This is a genomic window from Brevundimonas sp. A19_0, from assembly GCF_017744255.1.
In the GTDB taxonomy this organism is placed as follows: domain Bacteria; phylum Pseudomonadota; class Alphaproteobacteria; order Caulobacterales; family Caulobacteraceae; genus Brevundimonas.
Genome location: NZ_JAGHQP010000012.1, coordinates 1 through 19721, shown reverse-complemented (window position 1 = coordinate 19721; position 19721 = coordinate 1). Strand labels below are relative to the sequence as shown.

The following is a 19721-nucleotide window of genomic DNA, read 5'->3' as shown; positions in this document are numbered from 1 at the left end:
GATGAGCGGTGCCACACAGAAGCGGGATCTCAGAACCGGTCGCCCGGTCTGGGCCGACAGCTATGGCCTTGGAGTGCCGGTGAAGGCGCTGACCGAAGCCGTTTCAGTCGATATCGCCATCGTCGGCGCGGGCATCAGCGGCGCCTTCATGGCGCGCGAGCTGAGCCGGGATCATTCGGTGGTCGTGCTGGACCGGCGCCCGCCCCTGACCGGATCGACCATGGCCTCGACGGCCCTGCTGCAATGGGAGATCGACCTGCCGTTGACCGCCCTGGCCGACCAGATCGGCATGCCGGATGCGCGCCGGGCGTATCGGCGCTCCCGCGCGGCGGTGGATGCCCTGAAACAGATCGTGGCGGACGAGGGCATCCGCTGTGGCCTCGAGGACAAGGACACCCTCTATCTGGCCGGCGATGAGTACGGCCGTCGTGCGCTGGAGGCCGAGGCCGAAGCCCGCGCCGACATCGGTCTGGACAGTACCTTCCTGGGCCCCGCCGAGCTGCGCGAACGGTTCGGTATCGACCGGACCGGAGCGATCCTGTCCAGCGGTTCGGCCAGCGCGGACCCGGCGCAACTGGCCGCTGCCCTGCTGCGCCGCGCCCAGGCGGACGGGGCGGTGGTCTATTCGCCGGTCGAGGTGACCCAGGCCGCCTCGGACCCCGATGGTGTCACCCTTCTGACCGATACGGGCCACGCGGTGCGCGCCCGCCATGTGGTGTTCTGCTGTGGCTATGAGTTCCCGGACGGGGTGCCGACGCCGGGGGCCAAGGTCATTTCGACCTGGGCGCTGGCCTCGACTGAACGCACACCTTCCCCGCCCTGGCTGCGCGACACTCTCGTCTGGGAAGCGTCCGACCCCTACCTCTATTTCCGCATGGCCGCCGACGGGCGACTGATCGTGGGCGGCGAGGACGAAGACGCCCCGGGCGCGCATGAGGACCCGGACAAGCTTAAGCGGAAATGTGCGACGATCCGCGAAAAGCTGCTGCGCCTGCTGCCGGACCTTGAGTTCGAGGTCGACTACAGCTGGGCGGGCGCGTTCGGCGAGAGCGCGACCGGCCTGCCGTCCATCGCGCCCGTCCCCGATATGGCCCACGCCTGGGCCGTCATGGGCTTTGGCGGCAACGGCATCACCTATTCGGTGATCGCCAGCCAGGTGGTCTCGGCGGCGATCCGGGGGCACCCCGACCCGGACGCGGACCTCTATCAGACTTGACGCCCGGCCCGGCTGTGCGCAGGTCACGGCCCATGACCCTGGCCAAGATCTGCGGACTGACGACCCCCGAGACCCTGACGGTTGCGCTGGACGCAGGCGCGACCTTCGTGGGTCTGGTGGCGTTCGGGAAGAGCCCCCGCAACCTCGCGCCCGAAGACGCCCGGCGCCTGCTGGACCAGACCGGCATGGTCGGGGACCGCCGCGCGAAGGTGGTGGTGGTCACGGTCGATCCCGACGATGCCCTGCTGGACGCCCTGAGCCGCCACGTCGCCCCCGACTTCATTCAGCTGCATGGCCACGAGACGCCCGAGCGCGCCGATGCGGTGCGCCAGCGGACCGGGGCCGGGATCATCAAATGCCTGCCGGTCTCCGGACCGGACGACCTCAGGCCCGTCGCCGACTGGGCCGGAGTGGCCGATCACCTGATGTTCGACGCGCGCACCCCGGCCGACGCCACCCTGCCCGGCGGCATGGGGCTGAGCTTCGACTGGACCCTGCTGCAGGGCCTCGACCTGCCGCGCCCGTGGTTCCTCGCGGGCGGGCTCAATCCGGGGAACGTCGCCGAAGCCGTGCGGCTGTCCGGCGCACCCATGGTCGATGTGTCCTCTGGCGTCGAGCGCGCGCCGGGTGTTAAGGAACCGGCCCTCATCCGCGCCTTCCTTCAGGCCACGGGTACCCTCCCCGGGAAACAGTCATCTTGAACGCTTCGCTTTCCAACGCTTACGCCTGGCCTGACGCCGAGGGCCGGTTCGGTCCGTTCGGCGGCCGGTTCGTGGCCGAGACCCTGATGCCGGCCATCCACGAGCTCGAGGCGGCCTGGGATGCCGCGCGCGCCGATCCGTCGTTTCAGGCCGAGCTGGATGACTTCCTGACCCACTATGTCGGTCGGCCCAGCCCGCTCTATTTCGCCGAGCGGCTGACGGAACACCACGGCGGCGCCAACATCTGGTTCAAGCGCGACGAGCTGAATCACACCGGCGCGCACAAGATCAACAACTGCATGGGCCAGATCCTGCTGGCCCGCCGCATGGGCAAGACCCGGATCATCGCCGAGACCGGCGCCGGCCAGCACGGCGTGGCGACCGCCACCGTTTGCGCCCGCTTCGGCCTGGCCTGCATCGTCTATATGGGCGCCGCCGACATCGAGCGTCAGGCGCCCAACGTCTTCCGCATGAAGCTGCTGGGGGCCGAGGTGCGGCCCGTCACCAATGGCCGCGCGACGCTGAAGGAGGCCATGAACGAGGCCATGCGCGACTGGGTCTCGAACGTCGGCGACACCTTCTACATCATCGGCACGGCTGCGGGTCCGCACCCCTATCCCGCCATGGTCCGCGACTTCCAGAGCGTCATCGGCCGCGAGACGAAGGAGCAGCTGATGGCCCGCACCGGCCGCCTGCCCGACGCCTGTGTCGCGGCGATCGGCGGCGGCTCCAATGCCATCGGCCTGTTCCACCCCTTCATCGGCGACGAGAGTGTGCGCCTGATCGGGATCGAGGCCGCGGGGCTTGGGCTGGAGGGGAATTCGCACGCCGCCAGCCTGCAGGGGGGGCGCCCGGGCGTGCTGCACGGCAACCGCACATACCTGCTTCAGGACGACGACGGCCAGATCCTTGAAGGGCACTCCATCTCGGCGGGCCTCGACTATCCGGGCATCGGGCCCGAGCACGCCTGGCTGCACCAGACCGGACGCGCCGAATACCGCGCCGCCACCGATGCCGAGGCGCTGGAGGCCTTCCAGCTGTGCTCAAGGCTGGAGGGCATCATCCCGGCGCTGGAACCCAGCCACGCCCTGGCCCGGATCGGCGAGATCGCGAACGAGGTCGGCAAGGACGGCAATGTCGTGGTCAATCTGTGCGGACGCGGCGACAAGGACATCTTCTCGGTCGCCAAACATCTGGGGGTGGAGCTGTGATTGGGGCGGTCGCTTTCATGACGCTCGCGCTCGCGCCGCAGACGCCTTGCGTCGAATTCTGGCGGGGAGGCGATGATGGCCTCACCCTGCGGTTCTTTGATGAGTTGGCCGCGGAAAACAGCCAATGCCCCGAGGGGAGCTTGCGCGTTCTGCTCGATCAAATCCGGCCGGATCACGAAGGCAGCTTCGCTTACCGCGTTTCGGTCAGTGAAGAGGATATGGACGCGCCTGTCTGGTCCACGACGGGCACCTGCCGCGAGGCCGATCTGATTGCCTGCGCTCGAGATGCCTCCACAAAGGTCCATGGGTTCATTGCCTCTCGTGAGGGAGGATCTGACGCATGACCACCGCCCGTATTGACGCCCGCTTTGCGGCACTGAAGGCCGAGGGCCGGGCGGGTTTCGTCGCCTATGTGATGGCGGGCGATCCGTCGCCCGGGGCCACGCTCGACATCCTGAACGGTCTGGTCGAGGCCGGGGCCGACGTGCTGGAGCTGGGCTTTCCGTTCTCCGATCCGATGGCCGAGGGGCCGACCATCCAGCGCGCCGCCCTGCGCGGTCTGAAATCCGGCCTGACACTGAAGGGCACGCTGGAGCTGGCGCGCTGCTTCCGCGAGGGGAATGCCGACACCCCCCTGATCCTGATGGGGTATCTGAACCCGGTCGAGCAGATGGGCTATCAGGCCTTTGCCGAGGCCGCCGATGCAGCGGGGGTGGATGGTGTCATCATCGTCGACTGCCCGCCCGAGGAATCCGCCGATCTTGTCGAGGCGCTGGATGCGGCCCGTCTGTCGCTGATCCGTCTGGCCACCCCGACCTCGGACGATGACCGGCTGAAGGTCATCGCGCGTGGCACCTCGGGCTTTGTCTATTATGTCTCGGTCGCCGGCGTCACCGGGGTCAAGGAAGCCGTGGCCGGCGATGTCGCGCCTGCGGTGGCGCGCGTCCGCTCTGCGACCGGCCTGCCCGTCGCGGTCGGCTTTGGCGTCAAGACCGCCGAACGCGCCGCCGAGATCGCCCGCGTTGCCGATGCGGTGGTGGTCGGTTCGGCGTTGGTCGACCGGATCGAGCCCGCCGTGACCGAGAACCGTGACCCGGTGGCCGACGTTCTGTCCCTGGCGCGGGACCTGTCGCACGCCGTGCATACCGCCCGCGCCGCCGAAACCGTGTAGAAGACTGCCCATGGCTGATCGCAAGACTCCCGACCGCCCGCAACCACCCGCCCGGGGTGGCTGGCTGAGCCGCTTCGCGCCCGGCGTGCGCAAGATCGTCGGCCGCCGCGACACGCCCGACAATCTGTGGGTCAAGGACCCCGACACCGGCGAGATGCTGTATCGCTCGGACCTCGAGGGCAGCCTGTGGGTGACCCCGTCCGGGCGCCATATGCGCATCAATGCGCCGACCCGGCTGCGCTACACCTTTGACGACGCCGAGTATGAGCCGATCGAGACACCCGAGGTGCCCGAGGATCCGCTGAACTTCTCGGACGGCAAGCCCTACCGCGAGCGTCTGGCTGCGGCGCGCAAGGCCGCAGGCCGCAAGGACACCATGGCCATCGGCTATGGCGAGGTCGGGGGCAGCCCGGCCGTCGTGATCGTGCAGGATTTCACCTTCATGGGCGGGTCGCTGGGCATGGCCGCCGGTGAGGCCTTCATCGCCGCCGCCGAGGCCGCCATCGAACGCAAGGTGCCGCTGGTCTGCTACACCGCCGCAGGTGGCGCCCGCATGCAGGAGGGCGCGCTCAGCCTGATGCAGATGGCCCGCACCACCCTGGCCATCCAGGACCTGAAGGCCCACCGCCTGCCCTTCGTCGTGGTGTTGACCGACCCGACCACGGGCGGGGTGACCGCCAGCTATGCCATGCTGGGCGACGTCCATCTGGCCGAGCCCGGCGCCCTGATCGGCTTTGCCGGTCCGCGCGTGATCGAGGCCACCATCCGCGAGAAACTGCCCCCCGGCTTCCAGCGCGCCGAATATCTGCAGGAAAAGGGCATGGTCGACCGCGTCGTCACCCGCGCCGACCTGCCTCGGGTGCTGGGCCAGATCCTGTCCATGCTCATGGACGGCCGAAAGGCGGCTTAAGCCATATCCTCCCCCGCGAGCGGGGGAGGGGGACCGCGGAGCGGTGGAGGGGGCGACAAAAACATGGACCCCATTTCTGAGCGCCTCAGACAGCGGCATCCCCAGAGGATCGACCTGTCGCTGGAGCGGATGACCGACCTGTGTGCGGCGCTGGGCGATCCGCACCGGAGACTGCCGCCCGTGGTCCATGTGGCCGGGACCAACGGCAAGGGCTCCACCATCGCCTTCCTGCGCGCCATGGCCGAGGCGGCGGGCCTGCGCGTCCATGTCTATTCCTCGCCGCATCTGGTGCGGTTCAACGAGCGGATCCGGCTGGCCGGCAGCCTGATCAGCGATGCGGCGCTGGAGGCTATCCTCGACCGGATCGAGGCCATTCCGGGCGAGGCGACGGTGTTCGAAAGCACCACGGCGGCGGCCTTCGTCGCCATGAGCGAGGTCGAGGCCGATCTGGCCCTGATCGAGGTCGGGCTGGGCGGATCGCTGGATGCGACCAACGTCCTGCCCGTACCCCAGCTGGCCGTCATCACGCCGGTGGACCATGACCACGCCGAATTCCTCGGGACCGATCTGGCCGGGATCGCGGGCGAAAAGGCGGGCATTCTGAAGCGGGGCGGCCGCGCGGTCGTCGCCCGCCAGCCCGAGGTCGCGCGCGACGTCATCGGCCACGCCGCGGCCCGGAACGGGGTGGCCCTGTCGGTCCTGGGCGAGGACATCGACGCCTTCAGCGAGCACGGGCGGCTGGTGTTCCAGGGCGTCGACCGGCTGCTGGACCTGACCCTGCCGAACCTCACGGGCCCGCACCAGATCGACAATGCCGGTCTGGCCGTGGCCGCCGCGCTCGACCTCGGCCTGACCGTGGACGCCATCGAGGCCGGCCTGACCGCGGCCGTCTGGCCCGCCCGCATGCAACGGCTGAAGGCCGGGCCGTACGGACAGAAGGCCGAGGCGGCGGGCGTCGAACTGTGGCTGGACGGCGGGCACAACCCCCATGCGGGCCGCGCCCTGTCCGGGGCCCTGCTGGAACGCCAGCGCCGCGACCCGCGACCCATGGCCCTGATCGTCGGCTTGCTGGCCTCAAAGGACGCGGGCGGCTTTTTCCAGACCCTGCGCGGGCTGGATGCCCCGGTCATCACGGTGGCGTTCGAAGGCGCAGCCGTCCCGGCCGAGGCCCTGGCCGCCGTCGCCCAAGGGCAGGGTTTCGGCGCCATGGCAGCCGACAGCGTCGGCGAGGCCGTTCAGCGCGCGCTCGACCTTGGCGCCGGCCGCATCATCATCTGCGGCTCACTCTATCTGGCGGGGGAGGTGCTGGGCGCGTCCGAGGACACCTGGCCGGTCTAGGCGGCGTCGCTGCTGCCGATGCCCTGTTCGGCCAGCCATTCGGCGATCTTGCCCTTGGGGATGGCGCCGACCTTCATCGAGGTCATCTGGCCGTCCTTGAACAGCATCAGGGTCGGGATGCCCTTCACGCCCAGCTTCGACGGGGTCATGGGGCTGTCGTCGATGTTCAGCTTGGCGACCGTGACCTGACCGGCCATTTCGTCGGCGATCTGTTCGAGGGCCGGGCCGATCTGTTTGCAGGGCCCGCACCATTCGGCCCAGAAGTCCACCAGCACGGGGGTGGAGGCCTTCAGCACGTCGGTCTCGAAGCTGTCGTCGGTGACCTTGATCGTCGTCATGGAACTCTCTCGGGAAGCGGGGTGCCGGGCACCCGTCGGCTTTCGGATGTGGGGCGATTCCCGCCCCGTTCAAGGTGACAGCCTACAGGGCGGGCGTCAGCGCGTGAAGCGCCTCGTCGATCAGGGCGTCCGGCACGGGCATCAGGCGCGGCCCGTCCGTCCAGACCAGCGCGGCCTCGACCGCCCGCTCGGGATACAGCCGCCGCAGCAGGGCGACATAGGCCGCCATCTGCAGCAGATGGGCGGGGTCGGTGCGGTCGATGTGGTCCGGTGCCGGGCGCTGGGTCTTGTAGTCGATCACCAGAATCCGGTCGGGCAGGACCACCAGCCGGTCCATGCGGCCGGACCAGGCAATCCCCTCAACCGTGCCGGTCAGGGCCACCTCGGCGCGAGAGCCGGGGCCGAAGACGGCCGCGAACCGGTCGTCCTCCAGCACACCGAAGGCCGCGCCCGTCATCTCCGTGATCTGGTCAGGTGTCAGGCCGGGCTCGCGCGCCAGCAGGCGGTCGGCCGCCGCGCGACGATCGGGGGCGGGCAGTTCGGGCAGCCGCTCCAGCAGCCGGTGGATCAGTGTCCCCCGGCGCAGGCGCGACAGGCCGCCGTCCCGGCCCCGATCCAGCGGCGAAGGCGAGGGCGGTCCGGCGTCCTCGCCCTCACCGGCCAGCCGCGACGGGGCGCGGGCGCGCAGGCCGGCGTCCGGCGGCGGGTCGGTGCGGCACCAGTCGGGCAGGGTCTGCCGTTCGGGGATGGCGGGCACCACGCGCAGGACGGACGCGGGGGCCGGACCAAAGCGCCGGCGGCCATCGTCCAGATCCGCGATCCCGTCCAGCCGGTCGAAGGTCTGGCTGAGCAGGTCCCACCAGCTGCCGTCGGCAAAGCCGTCCTTTCGCCCGGCCATGCCCCGGCCCATGATCACCAGCCGGTCGCGGGCCCGCGTCAGGCCGACGTAGAGCAGGCGCAGGCTCTCGTCGGACGAGGCCTGTTCGCGAGCCGCGCGGGCGGCCGCCAGCGCCGCGCAATCCTCGTCCTTCCGCCCGCCCATCAGCCATCCGGCGGGGGGCGGTGTCTTACCCTCCTCGACCTCGGTCGGCACCTCGAACAGGGCGGTGCCGCGCGCGCCGGCCTTTGCCGTGGTGTCGGGCAGGAAGACGACCGGCGCCTCCAGCCCCTTGGCCCCGTGCACGGTCATGATCCGCACCTCGCCGCGCGGGCCCTCCAGATCGCGTTTGACCTCGACCTCGGCGGCCTCCAGCCGGTCGAGCACCGTCTCCAGGTCCGACAGCCCCTGCTTGTCCAGCGACAGGATCAGCGACAGGGTCTCGTCCAGGGCCTCCTCGGCCTCGCGACCCAGCCGCTCCAGCATCCGCACCCGGCCGGTGACGCCCGCGTCGTCCTTGCGGTTCAGCAGGCCCGAGACGAAGGCAAAGGCCTCGCGGTCCCGCGCATCCCGCGCCCAGGTGGCGAGCGCCAGCGCCCGGGCCCACAGGGGCTGCTCGTGGGCGCGCGCCTGAAGCTCGCCCCACAGCGGGCCTCGGCCCTTTTGACCGGCCAGGGCGTACAGGCTGTCGGGCCCCTCGAAGTCCGGCAGGTCGCACAGCGGACCGCGCAGGATTTCGGCGAGGCTGAGCTCGTCGCCGGGGAAGAGGGCAAACCGCATCACGGCCTTGATGTCGTCAAAGGCGATATGGCTGGACAGCCTCAACCGATCAGCCCCCGCCACCGGCACGCCCTCGGCCTTCAGCGCGCGAATGATCTCCTCGAACGTCGGATCGCGCCGCCGGACGAGGATCAGGAAGTCGTCATAGCCACAGGCGCGCCAGGCCTTGTCCTTCGGGTCATAGACGGCGTCGCCCTGGTCGACCGCGCGGCGGATTTCGCGGGCCAGCGCCCGGGCCAGTTTCTTCCGGCCATGGGTGGCGGGCTCGTGGTCGACCGGCACCCATGGGTCCTGCTCGACCGCCTCGTCGTCGAAGAACAGGGGCCACAGCTCGACCGAGCCGGCGTGATCGGTGCGGGCGGGGACATGTTCGGGCGCCTGCTGAAGCGTCTGGCCGGTCAGGGCACGCGCACGCTCGGGCCCCTCGAATACAGCATCGACGAACTGCAGGACCTGCGGCGTCGACCGGTAGGAGGTGGTCAGCTCAATGCCCTCGAAGGCGCCGCCGGTGGCCTTGATCCTCTGGTCATAGGCCTGGGCCTCGCGCCGCAGCCGTTCGGGGCGCGCCCCCTGGAAGGAATAGATCGACTGCTTCTCGTCCCCGACCGCGAAGACGGTGCGGGTCGAGGTCTCCCCGCCGAAGAACTCGCCGGTCAGGGCGGTGATGATGTCCCATTGCTCGGGGGCGGTGTCCTGCGCCTCGTCGACCAGCACATGGTCGATGCCGCCATCCATCTTGTAGAGCACCCAGGCGGCGGCCTGCGCCTCGGTCAGGAGGGCGCGCGTGCGGTCCACCAGATCGGCGAAGTCCAGCGCCCCCGACCGGTCCTTGGCCTGCTGATAGAGGGCGGCATAGGCGGTGGCGAGCGTGGCCGCGTGTCGCGACCGTTCGGCCGTGCAGGCCGCGCGGCAGGCCCCCAGCGTCTGGCAATAGCTGTCCTGAAGCTCGTTCAGGCGCGTCATCACGCCGGGCGGCACCGACTTCGTCCCCATCTTCGCATGGGGCGCGCCGTCGGCCTTCAGGAACAGGCGGCGCAGCCCGGCAAAGCTCAGGCCCTCGGCCAGCGCCTGGTGCAGGACGGCACCCTTCTTCTGGTCGGTGACGGCGCCTGCTGCCAGTTCCGCCGCCAGCGCCCGCGCTTCGGCCGGGTCGAACGCGGCCAGCCAGTCGCGCTCCAGCGCCTCGACCGTCACGCCGGCTTCGGTACCGGTCAGGGTGTGGATGTCGCAGGCCTCGCCCCGCGCGACCGCCTCGACCCAGGCCGAGATCTTCAGCCGCTCGGCCTCCAGCGTCGCCAGCAGGCCCTCGAAGGTCTGGAAGTCGAGCGTGACGGCGAAATGGCGATAGGCCTCACCCAACGGTCCGTCCCCGTCGGCCAGCGCCGCACGCGCCAGATCATCGCGCGCCTCCCGGGACAGACGCCGCGCCGCCTCGTCCTCCAGCACGGCAAAGCCCGGCGTGACCCCCGCCTCCATGGGAAAGCGCCGCAGCAGCTTCTCGCAGAAGGCGTGAAGGGTCTGGATCTTCAGCCCGCCGGGGGTCTCGAGCGCGCGGGCGAACAGGCGCCGGGCCCGGGACAGGGCCTCGTCGTCATAGTCGCCGGGCGCGCGACCCTCGAGCTCAGCAAGGGCGCGGGACAATTTGTCGTCGTCCATGACGGCCCAGCCGCCCAGCCGCGCGAACAGCCGCCTCTGCATCTCCGACGCCGCAGCCTTGGTGAAGGTCACGCACAGGATGGCGCCGGGCGAGGTTCCGCCCAGCAACAGTCGCGCCACCCGGCTGACCAGGGTGGTGGTCTTGCCCGACCCGGCATTGGCCGAGACGAACACCGACAGGGTCGGATCGGCGGCGCGGGTCTGGGGATGCAGGGGGTCGCTCATCCGCCCTCTCCCTCGCCGTCGGCCGCGCCCATGACATGCCACTCCCAGACCCGTGCCAGATGGTCATAGTTGCCGCCGCGCAGGCTCATGAATTTGGGCACGGCCCATGACCGATAGGGCGTCTCGGCGCGGTCGAAATGGGCGATGCGCCGGGTCAGCCCCTCCAGCGCGTCGCCGGTCGCGGTGGCGGTGTCCTCGAGCCCGGCGGCCACGGTCTTCCACTCTCCTCCCTCGCCGCGCCCGGTGGGGCGGACATAGGCCAGCTCGGCCACCGGGCCGCGGCCAATGTCAGGGCCAAAGCCTCCGGCCTCCAGAATGGCGGCGGTCAGGGTCAGCTGGGGCGCGAGGCCGGCCTCGACCTCCTTCTTCGACGGCGCCATGCCGGTCTTGAAGTCCAGCACGGCGGCGCCGCCCGGCCAGGTCTCGATCCGGTCGGCCCAGGCCTGCAGGACAAAGTCGCCGCCCGGCAAGGTCAGGGTCATTCGCCCCTTCCTTTCCGCATACAGGGTGACGGGGCCGTCCGCGCGGGCGCGGCGGACCCGCTCCTGCTCCGCCAGCCAGCGGGCCGAGGCCTCGGCCAGCGGCTGCTCGCGGGCCAGGGCGGCGTCGTCAAAGCCCGCCTTGACCAGTTCGGCGACGATCCGCCCGGCCAGCGCCTCGGCGAAGTCGTCGCCCATGTCGTCGGGCCGCTCCAGCGTCAGCGCCTCGATGGCGGCGTGAATGGCATTGCCCCGCTCCATGGCGGTCGCCGGCTGGCCGGGCCGGTCCAGCGATTCCAGGCCCAGAATCCACTGGGCATAGAGGGCATAGGGATCGCGGATCCACCGCTCGACCCGGGTGACGTACAGGCTGCGGGGGCGCTGGTCGACGGGTGGCCGGGGCTCGGGCCGGCTGGCCGGTCGCGGCACCAGATCGGGCGGGCTGTCCAGCATGCGGGCCAGCTCGCGCACTGGATCGTCGGTGGTCAGGGCGACCGGGTGGTCCCGGGTGTTGGCGCCATTGGCCAGCATTTCAAGGCGCCACAGCCAGCGCGAGCGCACGGTCGGCTGCCCGTTCCGCCGCTGGCAATGGACCAGCAGGGCCTCGGGTCCCGCTGCCGCCTGAACGAAGTCCTGCGCCGACTGGCCGATGCGTTTCTCCGGCGAGGGCAGGCCCAGGGTCGCGCGCATCGGCCGGGACAGGAAGGGATCGACAGGCGCGGCGGGCGGCCAGACGGTTTCCTCCAGCCCGGCCAGGATCATCCGGTCCGACCGGACCAGCCGCCCCTCGATGGCGCCGAGAATACGCAGGCGCGGATGGGTGGCGCCGCCCTGACGCACCGTTTGTTCATCCAGCAGCGTGCCGATCAGGGCGGCAAACTCGGGCCGGGTGACGGCGCCCAGCGCCCCACCCGCCTCGATCAGTTCGGCCAGCAGGGCGGACGCGGCGTCGCCATCGCTGGCGCACCAGGCCGAGGGACCGGCGAGACTCTCGATTGCGGTGACCAGCGCCCGGGCGGCTTCATCCAGCGGGGCCTCGGGCCGGAAGGCCGACCGGGCGGCGCCCGAAAGGGTCTCCAGTCGATCGATCAGAGCCAGGGCTGCGGTCGCGCCTTCAGGCGGGGTATCGCCGGCGCCGCCGCGCCCTCGCCCCTGCGGCTTCAGAAGCCTGTGGCGCAGGACCGACCCGTCGCGCGGCGCGGCGCCCCGAAAGCCATACAGTTCCAGATGCGCGACGGCGGCCTCGTCCAGACCGGGGCGCACGCGCGGATGCTTCAGCAACGACAGCAGCGTCGGGGCATCCAGCGGCCGGTCCATCCAGCGCGCCACCAGATCGACCAGCCGTCCGGCGGGCAGGGTGCGCAGACTGACCCCGGCGGAATTGTCCGGCCGGATGCCCCATCGCTCCAGCCGGGCGGCGACGCGCCGGCCCAGATCCAGATCGGGCGTGACGAGGGCACAGGTGCGGCCCGGCACTTCCAGGGCCTCGCGCATGGCCAGGGCGAGGGTCGCGGCCGTCGACTCCTCGTCGGGCAGGTCCAGCAGGGTCAGGCCCTCCAGGCCACGCACCACGGGATCGACCGGATCATGCGGCGCGGCCTCGGCGCGCAGGCCGGAGATGGCGGTCCGCCAGTCGCCGGTGGTCTCGGCCGGCCTGAGGGCCTCGTTCAGCACGCGTTCGCGGGCCCGACCGCCGGTCTGGTCGACGCCACCGGGCACGGGCCAGGGCCGCACATCGGCGCGCGAGATTCCGCTGCGCTCCAGCAGCAGTTTCAGGGCGCCTTGCGGATGCAGGTCGTCGACCCTGGCCCACACATCGTCCGGAAGGGCGCGATCCAGTCCGGGCAGGATGACGGCCCCCTGAGGGGCATGGGCGACGGCGTCCAGAACCGCAGCGGCGGCCGGGACCGTGCCGGTCGATCCGGCCGCCAGAACCGGGGTCACCGGGGGGTGTTTCGACCAGTGCTCAGCCAGCAGCCGCAGCAGGGTCACCCGCCGCCAGGCCGGATCGACCAGCCCCAGCGCCGCCAGCCGCTTCGGCCAGGCCTCGACCCCGAGGGCGAGGAACCGGGCCTGTTTCCGCCAATGGTCGGCCAGATCGCCTTCGACCAGATCGGCGACGCGACCGGGGTCCTCGATCTCCTCGATCTGGCAGGACTCCAGGAACCGGCCGAGGGTGTCGGCGTGGGCGAGGGCCTCGCGTACCGACAGGGTGGTGTCGAACGCCTCGACGATCATCCGGGCCAGCTCGAACCGGCGATGCAGGGGCGAGATGGCGGGCGGCAGGTCCAGCCCCAGCGCGCCGGGCGTGAAGGGGGCCTCGTCCTCCTCCAGATCGCCGAGCGCGCGCACCTGCGGCATCAGCACCGGCCGACCGTCACCCACCGCCAGCAGGGCCTGCTCGAACGAGCGCACCGCTCGCCGGTTGGGCAGCAACAGCATGGCGTCGCTCAGGATTTCCGGTGACTGGCGTCCGGACCAGTCCAGCAGGGCCGCTGCGAGATCGTTCAGGAAGGGCCGGTGCGCGTCGATGGAATACCAGCGCGGCGCGAAGATGTGCGGGAAGGGGTCGAAGGGGTCCGTCACCCGGCCTCTCGCGCCAGCCGGGCCTCGGCCTCATCGCGCGCTCCGGGATCGCCGACGTGCATCCAGTCGCCGTCCAGCACACAGCCGAACAGCCGCCCTTCGGCGGCCGACCTGCGCCACAGCCCGCTGAGCGAGAAGGGCCCGTCAGGCCCGTCTGCAACATAGCCGGGCCGGCAGATGTGCACGCCCATATAGGCATAGGGCGCCTCGGCGGCCTCGCCCCGGAAGCTCAGCTGTCCCTCGTCGCCGAGGAAGAAATCCCCGCCGCCCTCGAAGCCGATGGCCCCTTCGCGCCGGGCCAACAGCAGGGCGGCGTCCATCCGCTCCGCGTCCCACAGGTCGGCCAGCTCCGCCAGCGCATCACCCCGGTCGGTCCAGACGCTGTCGATATTGGCGACGAACACCGGGTCATCGCCCAGCAGGGGGATGGCCTTCTTCAGGCCGCCGCCGGTCTCGAGAAGCTCGGCCCGCTCGTCCGAAATCGTGATCTCCGGCGCCCGACTGCGGCCAGCCAGGTGGGTCTCCAGCCGGTCGGCGAACCAGTGGACATTGACCACGGCGCGCGCGCTCCCGGCGTCCGCCAGCCGGTCCAGCACATGGTCGATCAGCGCCCGCCCGCCGACCTCGACCAGCGCCTTGGGCCGGTCATCGGTCAGGGGCCGCATCCGCGTGCCCAGCCCTGCGGCCAGCACCATCGCTGTCTTCGGAACCGTCATCCGCGCATCTCCTTCGGGACATGACGGTCAAACCAGACAGCGACCTGCGACAGTTCCGGTCGTTTCAGGTTTTGTTCCAGATGGCGCCACATGCGCGGCATGAACTGGCGATAGCGGGGCTTGCCGTCCCGCGCGACCAGCCGGGCGAAGACGCCGAGGATGCGCGCCTCGTTCAGAGCCGCCAGCGCAGCATAGTCGGCCCGGTAGGCTTCGCCGTCGACCTGCATGACGTCGATATAGTGGTCCAGCGCGGCGCGCTCGACCTCGGGCGAGACGTCGCGGCGGGCGTCCTGAAGCAGGGAGTGCAGGTCCCAGACGGGATGGGCCAGCACGGCATCCTGAAAATCGATCAGCCCGACTCGCCGGAAGCCCTCACGGTCCGGCAGCCACAGCAGGTTCTCGGCATGATAGTCGCGGTGCGCCATCACCCAGGCCCTGGCCTCGCCCATGGCCGCGACCGGGGCCCAGGCGGCGTGCCATTCGGCGCGCGCCTCCGGACCGAAGTCGAGCCCGGGCTGAAGCTTCGGCATCCATTCGATGAACAGGTCGGCCCCGGCCTGCAGGGCGGTCGCGTCATAGGTCAGCAGCGGCCAGTCCCCGCCCGGCCCCTCCAGCCGCTCCGGCAGGGGCGCGGCCAGATGCAGCCGGGCCAGCGCCTCGACCGCCTCGATATAGAGGGGCCGTTCATCTGCGCCGCGCTCGATCACCCGGGCATAGAGGTCGTCGCCGAGGTCCTCGAGGATCGCCAGACCGTTGGCGGCATCCAGCGCGACCACTTCGGGTGCCGAGAGGCCGGCGGCCCGCAGATGCTGCGCCACCGCGGCAAAGGCCTCGATCCGCCCGGCCGACAGGCGCGCCGTCGCGTTCCAGCCATGGGCCAGACGCTGTTCGGGCGACCAGGCCGGATCACACGGCGGGCTCTCCAGCGCCGGGGCCTGATCCATCAGCATCAGTCGCCCGCCCGAGGCCGTGGTCAGCCGCTCGTAGCGCCGGGTCGAGGCGTCACCCGGCAGGGGGTCGCGCCGCGCGTCGGCAAGACCCGCTCCGGCCAGGAAATCGGCGATCAGCGCACCACGCTCAGACATGCAGATCCTTCAGCTTTTCCGCCCAGGCGCCGTGGCCCGACAGCCGCGCGCGACGGCCCTCGCCGTCGGTCTCCAGCGTGACCGACAGCCGGTCCGGGCTCAAGGCCCCGGCGCCGTCCTCGCCCAGCCGTTCGGGCCATTCGATCAGGGCCACGCCGTCGTCGATGGCCTCATGGAGGCCGATCTCGTCCACCTCGCGCGGGTCGTCCAGCCGGTAGAGGTCGAAATGGGCCACGGGCGGCTCGCTCTCATAGAACTGCACCAGGGTGAAGGTCGGGCTGGGCACATCCTCGTCCGGCCGGGTCAGGGCCCGGATCAGGCCGCGGGCCAGCGTCGACTTGCCCATGCCCAGCGCGCCGCTCAGCAGCACGACCTCACCCGTTGTCAGGTGCGCGGCCAGTGCCTGTCCCAGCCGGGTCGTGGCAGCCTCGTCGGCCAGGGCCATATCGCGGACCTCAGGCATAGGGCGCATCCGGCTGTCCGGGCAGGACCCGCTCGATATAGGCCTTCAGCCCATAGGTGGCGCGGGTGGCGTCCGCATCCAGCCGCTCGGGCGGGATGGGCGGCCCGACCGTCAGGCGGAAGGTCCCGCCGGTCTTGTTCAGCATCTCGTGAAACAGGGTGATGTCGCGCAGCTCGGGCGAGATGCGGTCAAAGGTGTGGAACAGCCGCGACCACGGCCCGCTCATATGGATCGGCACGATCGGCGCCTGATATTTGCGGGCCAGACTGACGGCGGTCGGCGACCATTCCGGATCGGTCAGCTGGCCGTCGCCCGCCACCCGAGCCAGTCGCCCGGCCGGGAACAGGACCACGGCGCGATCCTCCTCGAAGGCCTTCCGCGCGGCATCCAGTGTGGCGCGGGTCTTTTCGCGCGTGCGCTTTGTAGTGACCCATTCGACCGGAATGATCACCTCGTCCAGCCGGGGCGAAACCCGGAGCGCATCGGCATTGGCAAAGAAGATGGCATCGTCCCGCTGCGCGCGGATGGCGTCATAGGCGGCAATGCCGTCGGCGATCCCGGTCGGGTGGTTGCTGACCACCACGCAGCGACCCGCCTGTGGAATCCGGTCGGCATTCAGGATGCGCACGTCCAGCGCCAGCAGTTTCGAGACATAATCCAGCGCCTCGGCCCCGCCCATGGGCGCCACGGCATCCGCCATGGATCGCGCCCGGCCATAGCCCAGCAGCCCGTAGAGGAAGGGGCGGACCAGCGGCCAGGCCATCGACCCCGTCAGGCGCGGCGCGCGCTCGGCGATCAGCACATCGCAGATATGTCGGGAATCGGAGGCCGCCGTCATGCCTTGCTTGTCGCCGCTCCGCTCGCATCGGGCAAGCGGGCTGTGCGGGACTTTGCCGGGACGGGCGGGCGGTGCTAGGCCTGCGTCCCACAGTTCTGGCACAGGCTATGAGGTCCGGCGCATGCGCTCGCTTTCCACATCCTTCTTCCGGTCGCGCCGCATGGCCACGGCCGCCGCGGCCCTGATGGCCTTCAGCCTGACGGCGGTCCCGGCGCTCGCCCTTGATCCGCAGACGGCGCCGGTCGAGGCGACCGCCCCGGCGGCCGACCCCGAGCCCTTCACCTATGAGGTGATGCTTCGCCTGAACCGGCTGTCCGATCCCCAGGTCTCGCCCGATGGTCACTGGCTGACGTATCAGGTGCGCGCGGTCGATCCGGTCAACGGCGGGGGCGGCACCACGGTGTGGGTGCAGGACCTTCAGGGCGACATGGAAGCCCGTCCGCTGTTCATGGACGCAGGCCAGGGCAACACGGTGCGCTGGTCCCCCGACGGTCAGACCCTGTATTTCCTCTCCTCGCGCTCGGGCTCGAACCAGATCTGGGCCACGGGCCCGGACGGCGCCGAGGTCATGCAGGTGACCGACCTGCCGGTCGATGTGCAGGCCTACAAGGTCTCGCCCGACGGCGAGCGTCTGGCGGTTGCGCTGGCGGTCTATCCCGATTGCGACAGCCTCGCCTGTTCGGTGGCGCGGGGCGAGGCCGAGGCCGCCCGCAAATCGACCGGCCGCGTCTATGACCGGATGTTCGTGCGCCACTGGGACACCTGGAACGACGGCACCCAGAACCACCTGTTTGTCGTTGAACTGGGCGAGGACGGTAAGGCCGAAGGCGAGCCGGTCTGGGTCACGCGCGGCTTTGACGGCGACACCCCCTCCAAGCCGTTCGGCGGCGAGGAGGATTTCACCTTCAGCCCCGACAGCCAGTCGCTGGTCTTCTCGGCCCGCGAGGCCGGATCGTCGGAGCCGTGGAGCACCGATTTCGACCTCTGGATGACCGACGGCCTGACCGACAGCGGCGACTTCACCAATCTGACCGGGAACAATCCCGCCTGGGACGCCGGCCCGGTGTTCTCGCCCGACGGCCGCACCCTGGCGTATCGGGCCATGGCACGTCCGGGCTTCGAGGCCGACAAGTTCGCCATCATGCTGCGCGACATGGAGACCGGTCAGGTCCGCCAGATCGCCGCCAACTGGGACCGCTCGGCTGACAGCCTGGCCTTCAGCCCGGACGGCAATACCCTCTACGTCACGGCGCAGGACACCGGCCAGCACCGGCTGTTCGCTGTCGATACGCGCAACGGCGCCGTCATCCCCTTCACCGGCGAAGGCTCGGTCGGTAGCCATGTCCTGACCCCGTCGGGCATCGTCTATGCCCAGGCCGCGCTGGATCAGCCGGGTGACCTCTGGTTCAAGACCTATCGCGGCCGCGAAATGCCGCGTCGCCTGACCGAGGTGAACCCGGAACTGGCTGATCTGGCCTTCGGTGAGGCCGAGCAGTTCACCTTCGAGGGCTGGAACGACGAAACCGTCCACGGCTATGTCATCAAGCCCGCCAACTATGTCGAAGGCCGGAAATACCCGGTCGCCTTCCTGATCCACGGCGGGCCGCAGGGCTCGTTCGGCAATGGCTGGTCCTATCGCTGGAACCCCCAGACCTATGCGGGCGCCGGCTATGCGGTGGTGATGATCGATTTCCACGGCTCGACCGGCTACGGCCAGGCCTTCACCGACTCGATCAGCCAGCACTGGGGCGATCGCCCGCTGGAAGACCTGCAAAAGGGGTGGGCCGCGGCGCAGCAGAAGTATGACTTCCTGGACGGCGACCGGGCCTGCGCGCTCGGCGCCTCCTATGGCGGCTATATGATCAACTGGATCTCGGGCCACTGGCCGAATGCCTTCAAGTGCATGGTCAACCACGACGGGGTGTTCGACACCTTCGCCATGGGCTTTGCCACCGAGGAGCTGTGGTTCACCGAATGGGAAAACGGCGGCACGCCCTGGGAAAATCCGCGCGCCTATCAGGAGTTCAATCCGGCCAACCACGTCGACAAGTGGAACACGCCGATGCTGGTCATCCAGGGCGAGCAGGACTTCCGCATCCCGACGTCGCAGGGTCTGTCGGCCTTCACCGCCCTCCAGCGTCAGGGCATCGAAAGCCGCCTGCTGGTCTTCCCGGACGAGAACCACTGGGTGCTGAAACCCCAGAACAGCCTGCAATGGCACAATGAAGTGTTCGGCTGGCTCGACAAATACATCGGCGAGTAGGGCTCTCGTCTCCTCCCCCATCGGGGGAGGGGGACCCTGCGACCCGAAGGGCAGCGCGTAGCCTGAAGCCTCGGCGAAGCAGGGTGGAGGGGGCGACACGCCGTCTCTCGACAAAAAAGGGGACGCCGGAGTGATCCGGCGTCCCCTTGCTGTTTCAGGCGGGTACAGACCCTAGCGGCGCAGTTCGGCGCGCTGCTCGGTCATCCGCTCGAAGCGGGCGAACTCCCGCTCGGTCATGCAGCGCGGCGCTTCCCAGCGCTCGCCGGCGTCGCGGGCGGCCAGCAGGTCCTGGGCCGAAACGAACACCGGCCGCTCGCCATACTCGCGCTGGAAGCTGGCGCGGGTCGCCGCATCCTCGGAACAGATCATAACGGCCTGACCGGGCTTGGCGCCCGTGGTCGGATCGACCGAGGCCAGGACGGGCGCAGCGGCGCCGAGGGCCAGGCCGGCGGCCAGAACAAGGGACAGGGCAGGGCGGATCATGGGCGGTACCTCCATAGGGACAGGGACGCTCCCCGGCGTCTTCCCCCTCAGAATGCGCCGATCTGCGAGAATGTAAATGTTATATGACAGTTTGTGACACGAAAAATGACATGTGCTTGGTATACGGTCGGAATTTCTGCGCTACCCGGCCCGTCATCCTCGGGCTCGACCCAAGGATCGGTTCTCCCTCGGAGGCCGCTGCGCACATCTCCCCTCTCCCGTGGGACCCGAAGGGCAGCGCGGAGCCTGAGAGGGGGTAGGGGGTGAGGGGCTCTCCGGGGCCTTCGGCGTGAGCCGTCGCACCGGTCCTGCCACGGCTGTCGCCGAATGACGCCGCCGACCCTCATCCGGCGCTCACGCGCCACCTTCTCCCATCGGGAGAAGG

The 19721-nt window shown here is 70.2% G+C and carries 16 protein-coding genes; 8 read left to right on the top strand and 8 right to left on the bottom strand.

From position 1 onward, the window contains the following. Nucleotide 1 precedes the first annotated feature (1 nt). The 7 genes from J7346_RS11095 (at nucleotide 2) to J7346_RS11065 (ending at nucleotide 6547) form a co-directional block, all read left to right on the top strand. Nucleotides 2–1216: an FAD-dependent oxidoreductase gene (locus J7346_RS11095; protein ID WP_209120001.1), complete on the top strand. Its 1215-nt coding sequence runs from the start codon at nucleotides 2–4 to the stop codon at nucleotides 1214–1216. Nucleotides 1217–1248: 32 nt separating this feature from the next. After that, nucleotides 1249–1917: a phosphoribosylanthranilate isomerase gene (locus tag J7346_RS11090; RefSeq protein ID WP_209120000.1), complete on the top strand. Its 669-nt coding sequence runs from the start codon at nucleotides 1249–1251 to the stop codon at nucleotides 1915–1917. After that, nucleotides 1914–3128, top strand: a complete 1215-nt coding sequence (gene trpB, locus J7346_RS11085; protein WP_209119999.1) for a tryptophan synthase subunit beta — start codon at nucleotides 1914–1916, stop codon at nucleotides 3126–3128. Before J7346_RS11090 ends, trpB begins: the two co-directional genes overlap by 4 nt. A gap of 17 nt (nucleotides 3129–3145) precedes the next feature. Then, on the top strand, nucleotides 3146–3472 hold the full coding sequence (locus J7346_RS11080) for a hypothetical protein (RefSeq protein WP_209119998.1): 327 nt from the start codon (nucleotides 3146–3148) through the stop codon (nucleotides 3470–3472). Further along, nucleotides 3469–4299, top strand: a complete 831-nt coding sequence (gene trpA, locus J7346_RS11075; RefSeq protein WP_209119997.1) for a tryptophan synthase subunit alpha — start codon at nucleotides 3469–3471, stop codon at nucleotides 4297–4299. Before J7346_RS11080 ends, trpA begins: the two co-directional genes overlap by 4 nt. Nucleotides 4300–4309: 10 nt before the next feature. Then, nucleotides 4310–5209, top strand: a complete 900-nt coding sequence (locus J7346_RS11070) for an acetyl-CoA carboxylase carboxyltransferase subunit beta (RefSeq protein WP_209119996.1) — start codon at nucleotides 4310–4312, stop codon at nucleotides 5207–5209. Between the two features lie 63 nt (nucleotides 5210–5272). Further along, the gene (locus J7346_RS11065) at nucleotides 5273–6547 is read left to right on the top strand and encodes a folylpolyglutamate synthase/dihydrofolate synthase family protein (protein ID WP_209119995.1); all 1275 of its coding nucleotides are present in this window, start codon (nucleotides 5273–5275) and stop codon (nucleotides 6545–6547) included. On the opposite strand, the gene trxA is transcribed toward J7346_RS11065, so the two are convergent. From trxA to J7346_RS11030, 7 genes are all read right to left on the bottom strand, one after another. Next, on the bottom strand, nucleotides 6544–6885 hold the full coding sequence (trxA, locus tag J7346_RS11060) for a thioredoxin TrxA (protein ID WP_209119994.1): 342 nt from the start codon (nucleotides 6883–6885) through the stop codon (nucleotides 6544–6546). The two genes, J7346_RS11065 and trxA, sit on opposite strands and share 4 nt — an antisense overlap. 82 nt (nucleotides 6886–6967) lie before the next feature. Then, complete coding sequence (addA, locus tag J7346_RS11055) at nucleotides 6968–10423, bottom strand: double-strand break repair helicase AddA (protein ID WP_209119993.1); 3456 nt, start codon at nucleotides 10421–10423, stop codon at nucleotides 6968–6970. Next, on the bottom strand, nucleotides 10420–13488 hold the full coding sequence (gene addB / locus J7346_RS11050) for a double-strand break repair protein AddB (protein ID WP_209119992.1): 3069 nt from the start codon (nucleotides 13486–13488) through the stop codon (nucleotides 10420–10422). Before addB ends, addA begins: the two co-directional genes overlap by 4 nt. Beyond that, a complete protein-coding gene (murU, locus tag J7346_RS11045; protein ID WP_245157812.1) occupies nucleotides 13485–14204 on the bottom strand; it encodes an N-acetylmuramate alpha-1-phosphate uridylyltransferase MurU in 720 nt (239 codons plus the stop codon). Before murU ends, addB begins: the two co-directional genes overlap by 4 nt. After that, nucleotides 14201–15289: an N-acetylmuramate/N-acetylglucosamine kinase AmgK gene (gene amgK / locus J7346_RS11040; RefSeq protein ID WP_209119991.1), complete on the bottom strand. Its 1089-nt coding sequence runs from the start codon at nucleotides 15287–15289 to the stop codon at nucleotides 14201–14203. Before amgK ends, murU begins: the two co-directional genes overlap by 4 nt. After that, nucleotides 15282–15752: a tRNA (adenosine(37)-N6)-threonylcarbamoyltransferase complex ATPase subunit type 1 TsaE gene (gene tsaE, locus J7346_RS11035; protein ID WP_209119990.1), complete on the bottom strand. Its 471-nt coding sequence runs from the start codon at nucleotides 15750–15752 to the stop codon at nucleotides 15282–15284. Before tsaE ends, amgK begins: the two co-directional genes overlap by 8 nt. Then, nucleotides 15745–16590 carry a 1-acyl-sn-glycerol-3-phosphate acyltransferase gene (locus tag J7346_RS11030; protein WP_209119989.1) on the bottom strand — a complete coding sequence of 282 codons (846 nt, stop codon included), beginning with the start codon at nucleotides 16588–16590 and terminating at the stop codon, nucleotides 15745–15747. Before J7346_RS11030 ends, tsaE begins: the two co-directional genes overlap by 8 nt. Nucleotides 16591–16711: 121 nt before the next feature. Here J7346_RS11030 and J7346_RS11025 point away from each other — a divergent pair, with 121 nt between their 5' ends. Next, complete coding sequence (locus J7346_RS11025; RefSeq protein WP_245157811.1) at nucleotides 16712–18853, top strand: S9 family peptidase; 2142 nt, start codon at nucleotides 16712–16714, stop codon at nucleotides 18851–18853. Nucleotides 18854–19024: 171 nt separating this feature from the next. Here J7346_RS11025 and J7346_RS11020 read toward each other — a convergent pair whose 3' ends face one another. After that, entirely contained in the window at nucleotides 19025–19336 is a 312-nt protein-coding gene (locus J7346_RS11020; RefSeq protein WP_209119988.1) for a hypothetical protein, read from the bottom strand. Between the last annotated feature and the right edge of the window lie 385 nt (nucleotides 19337–19721).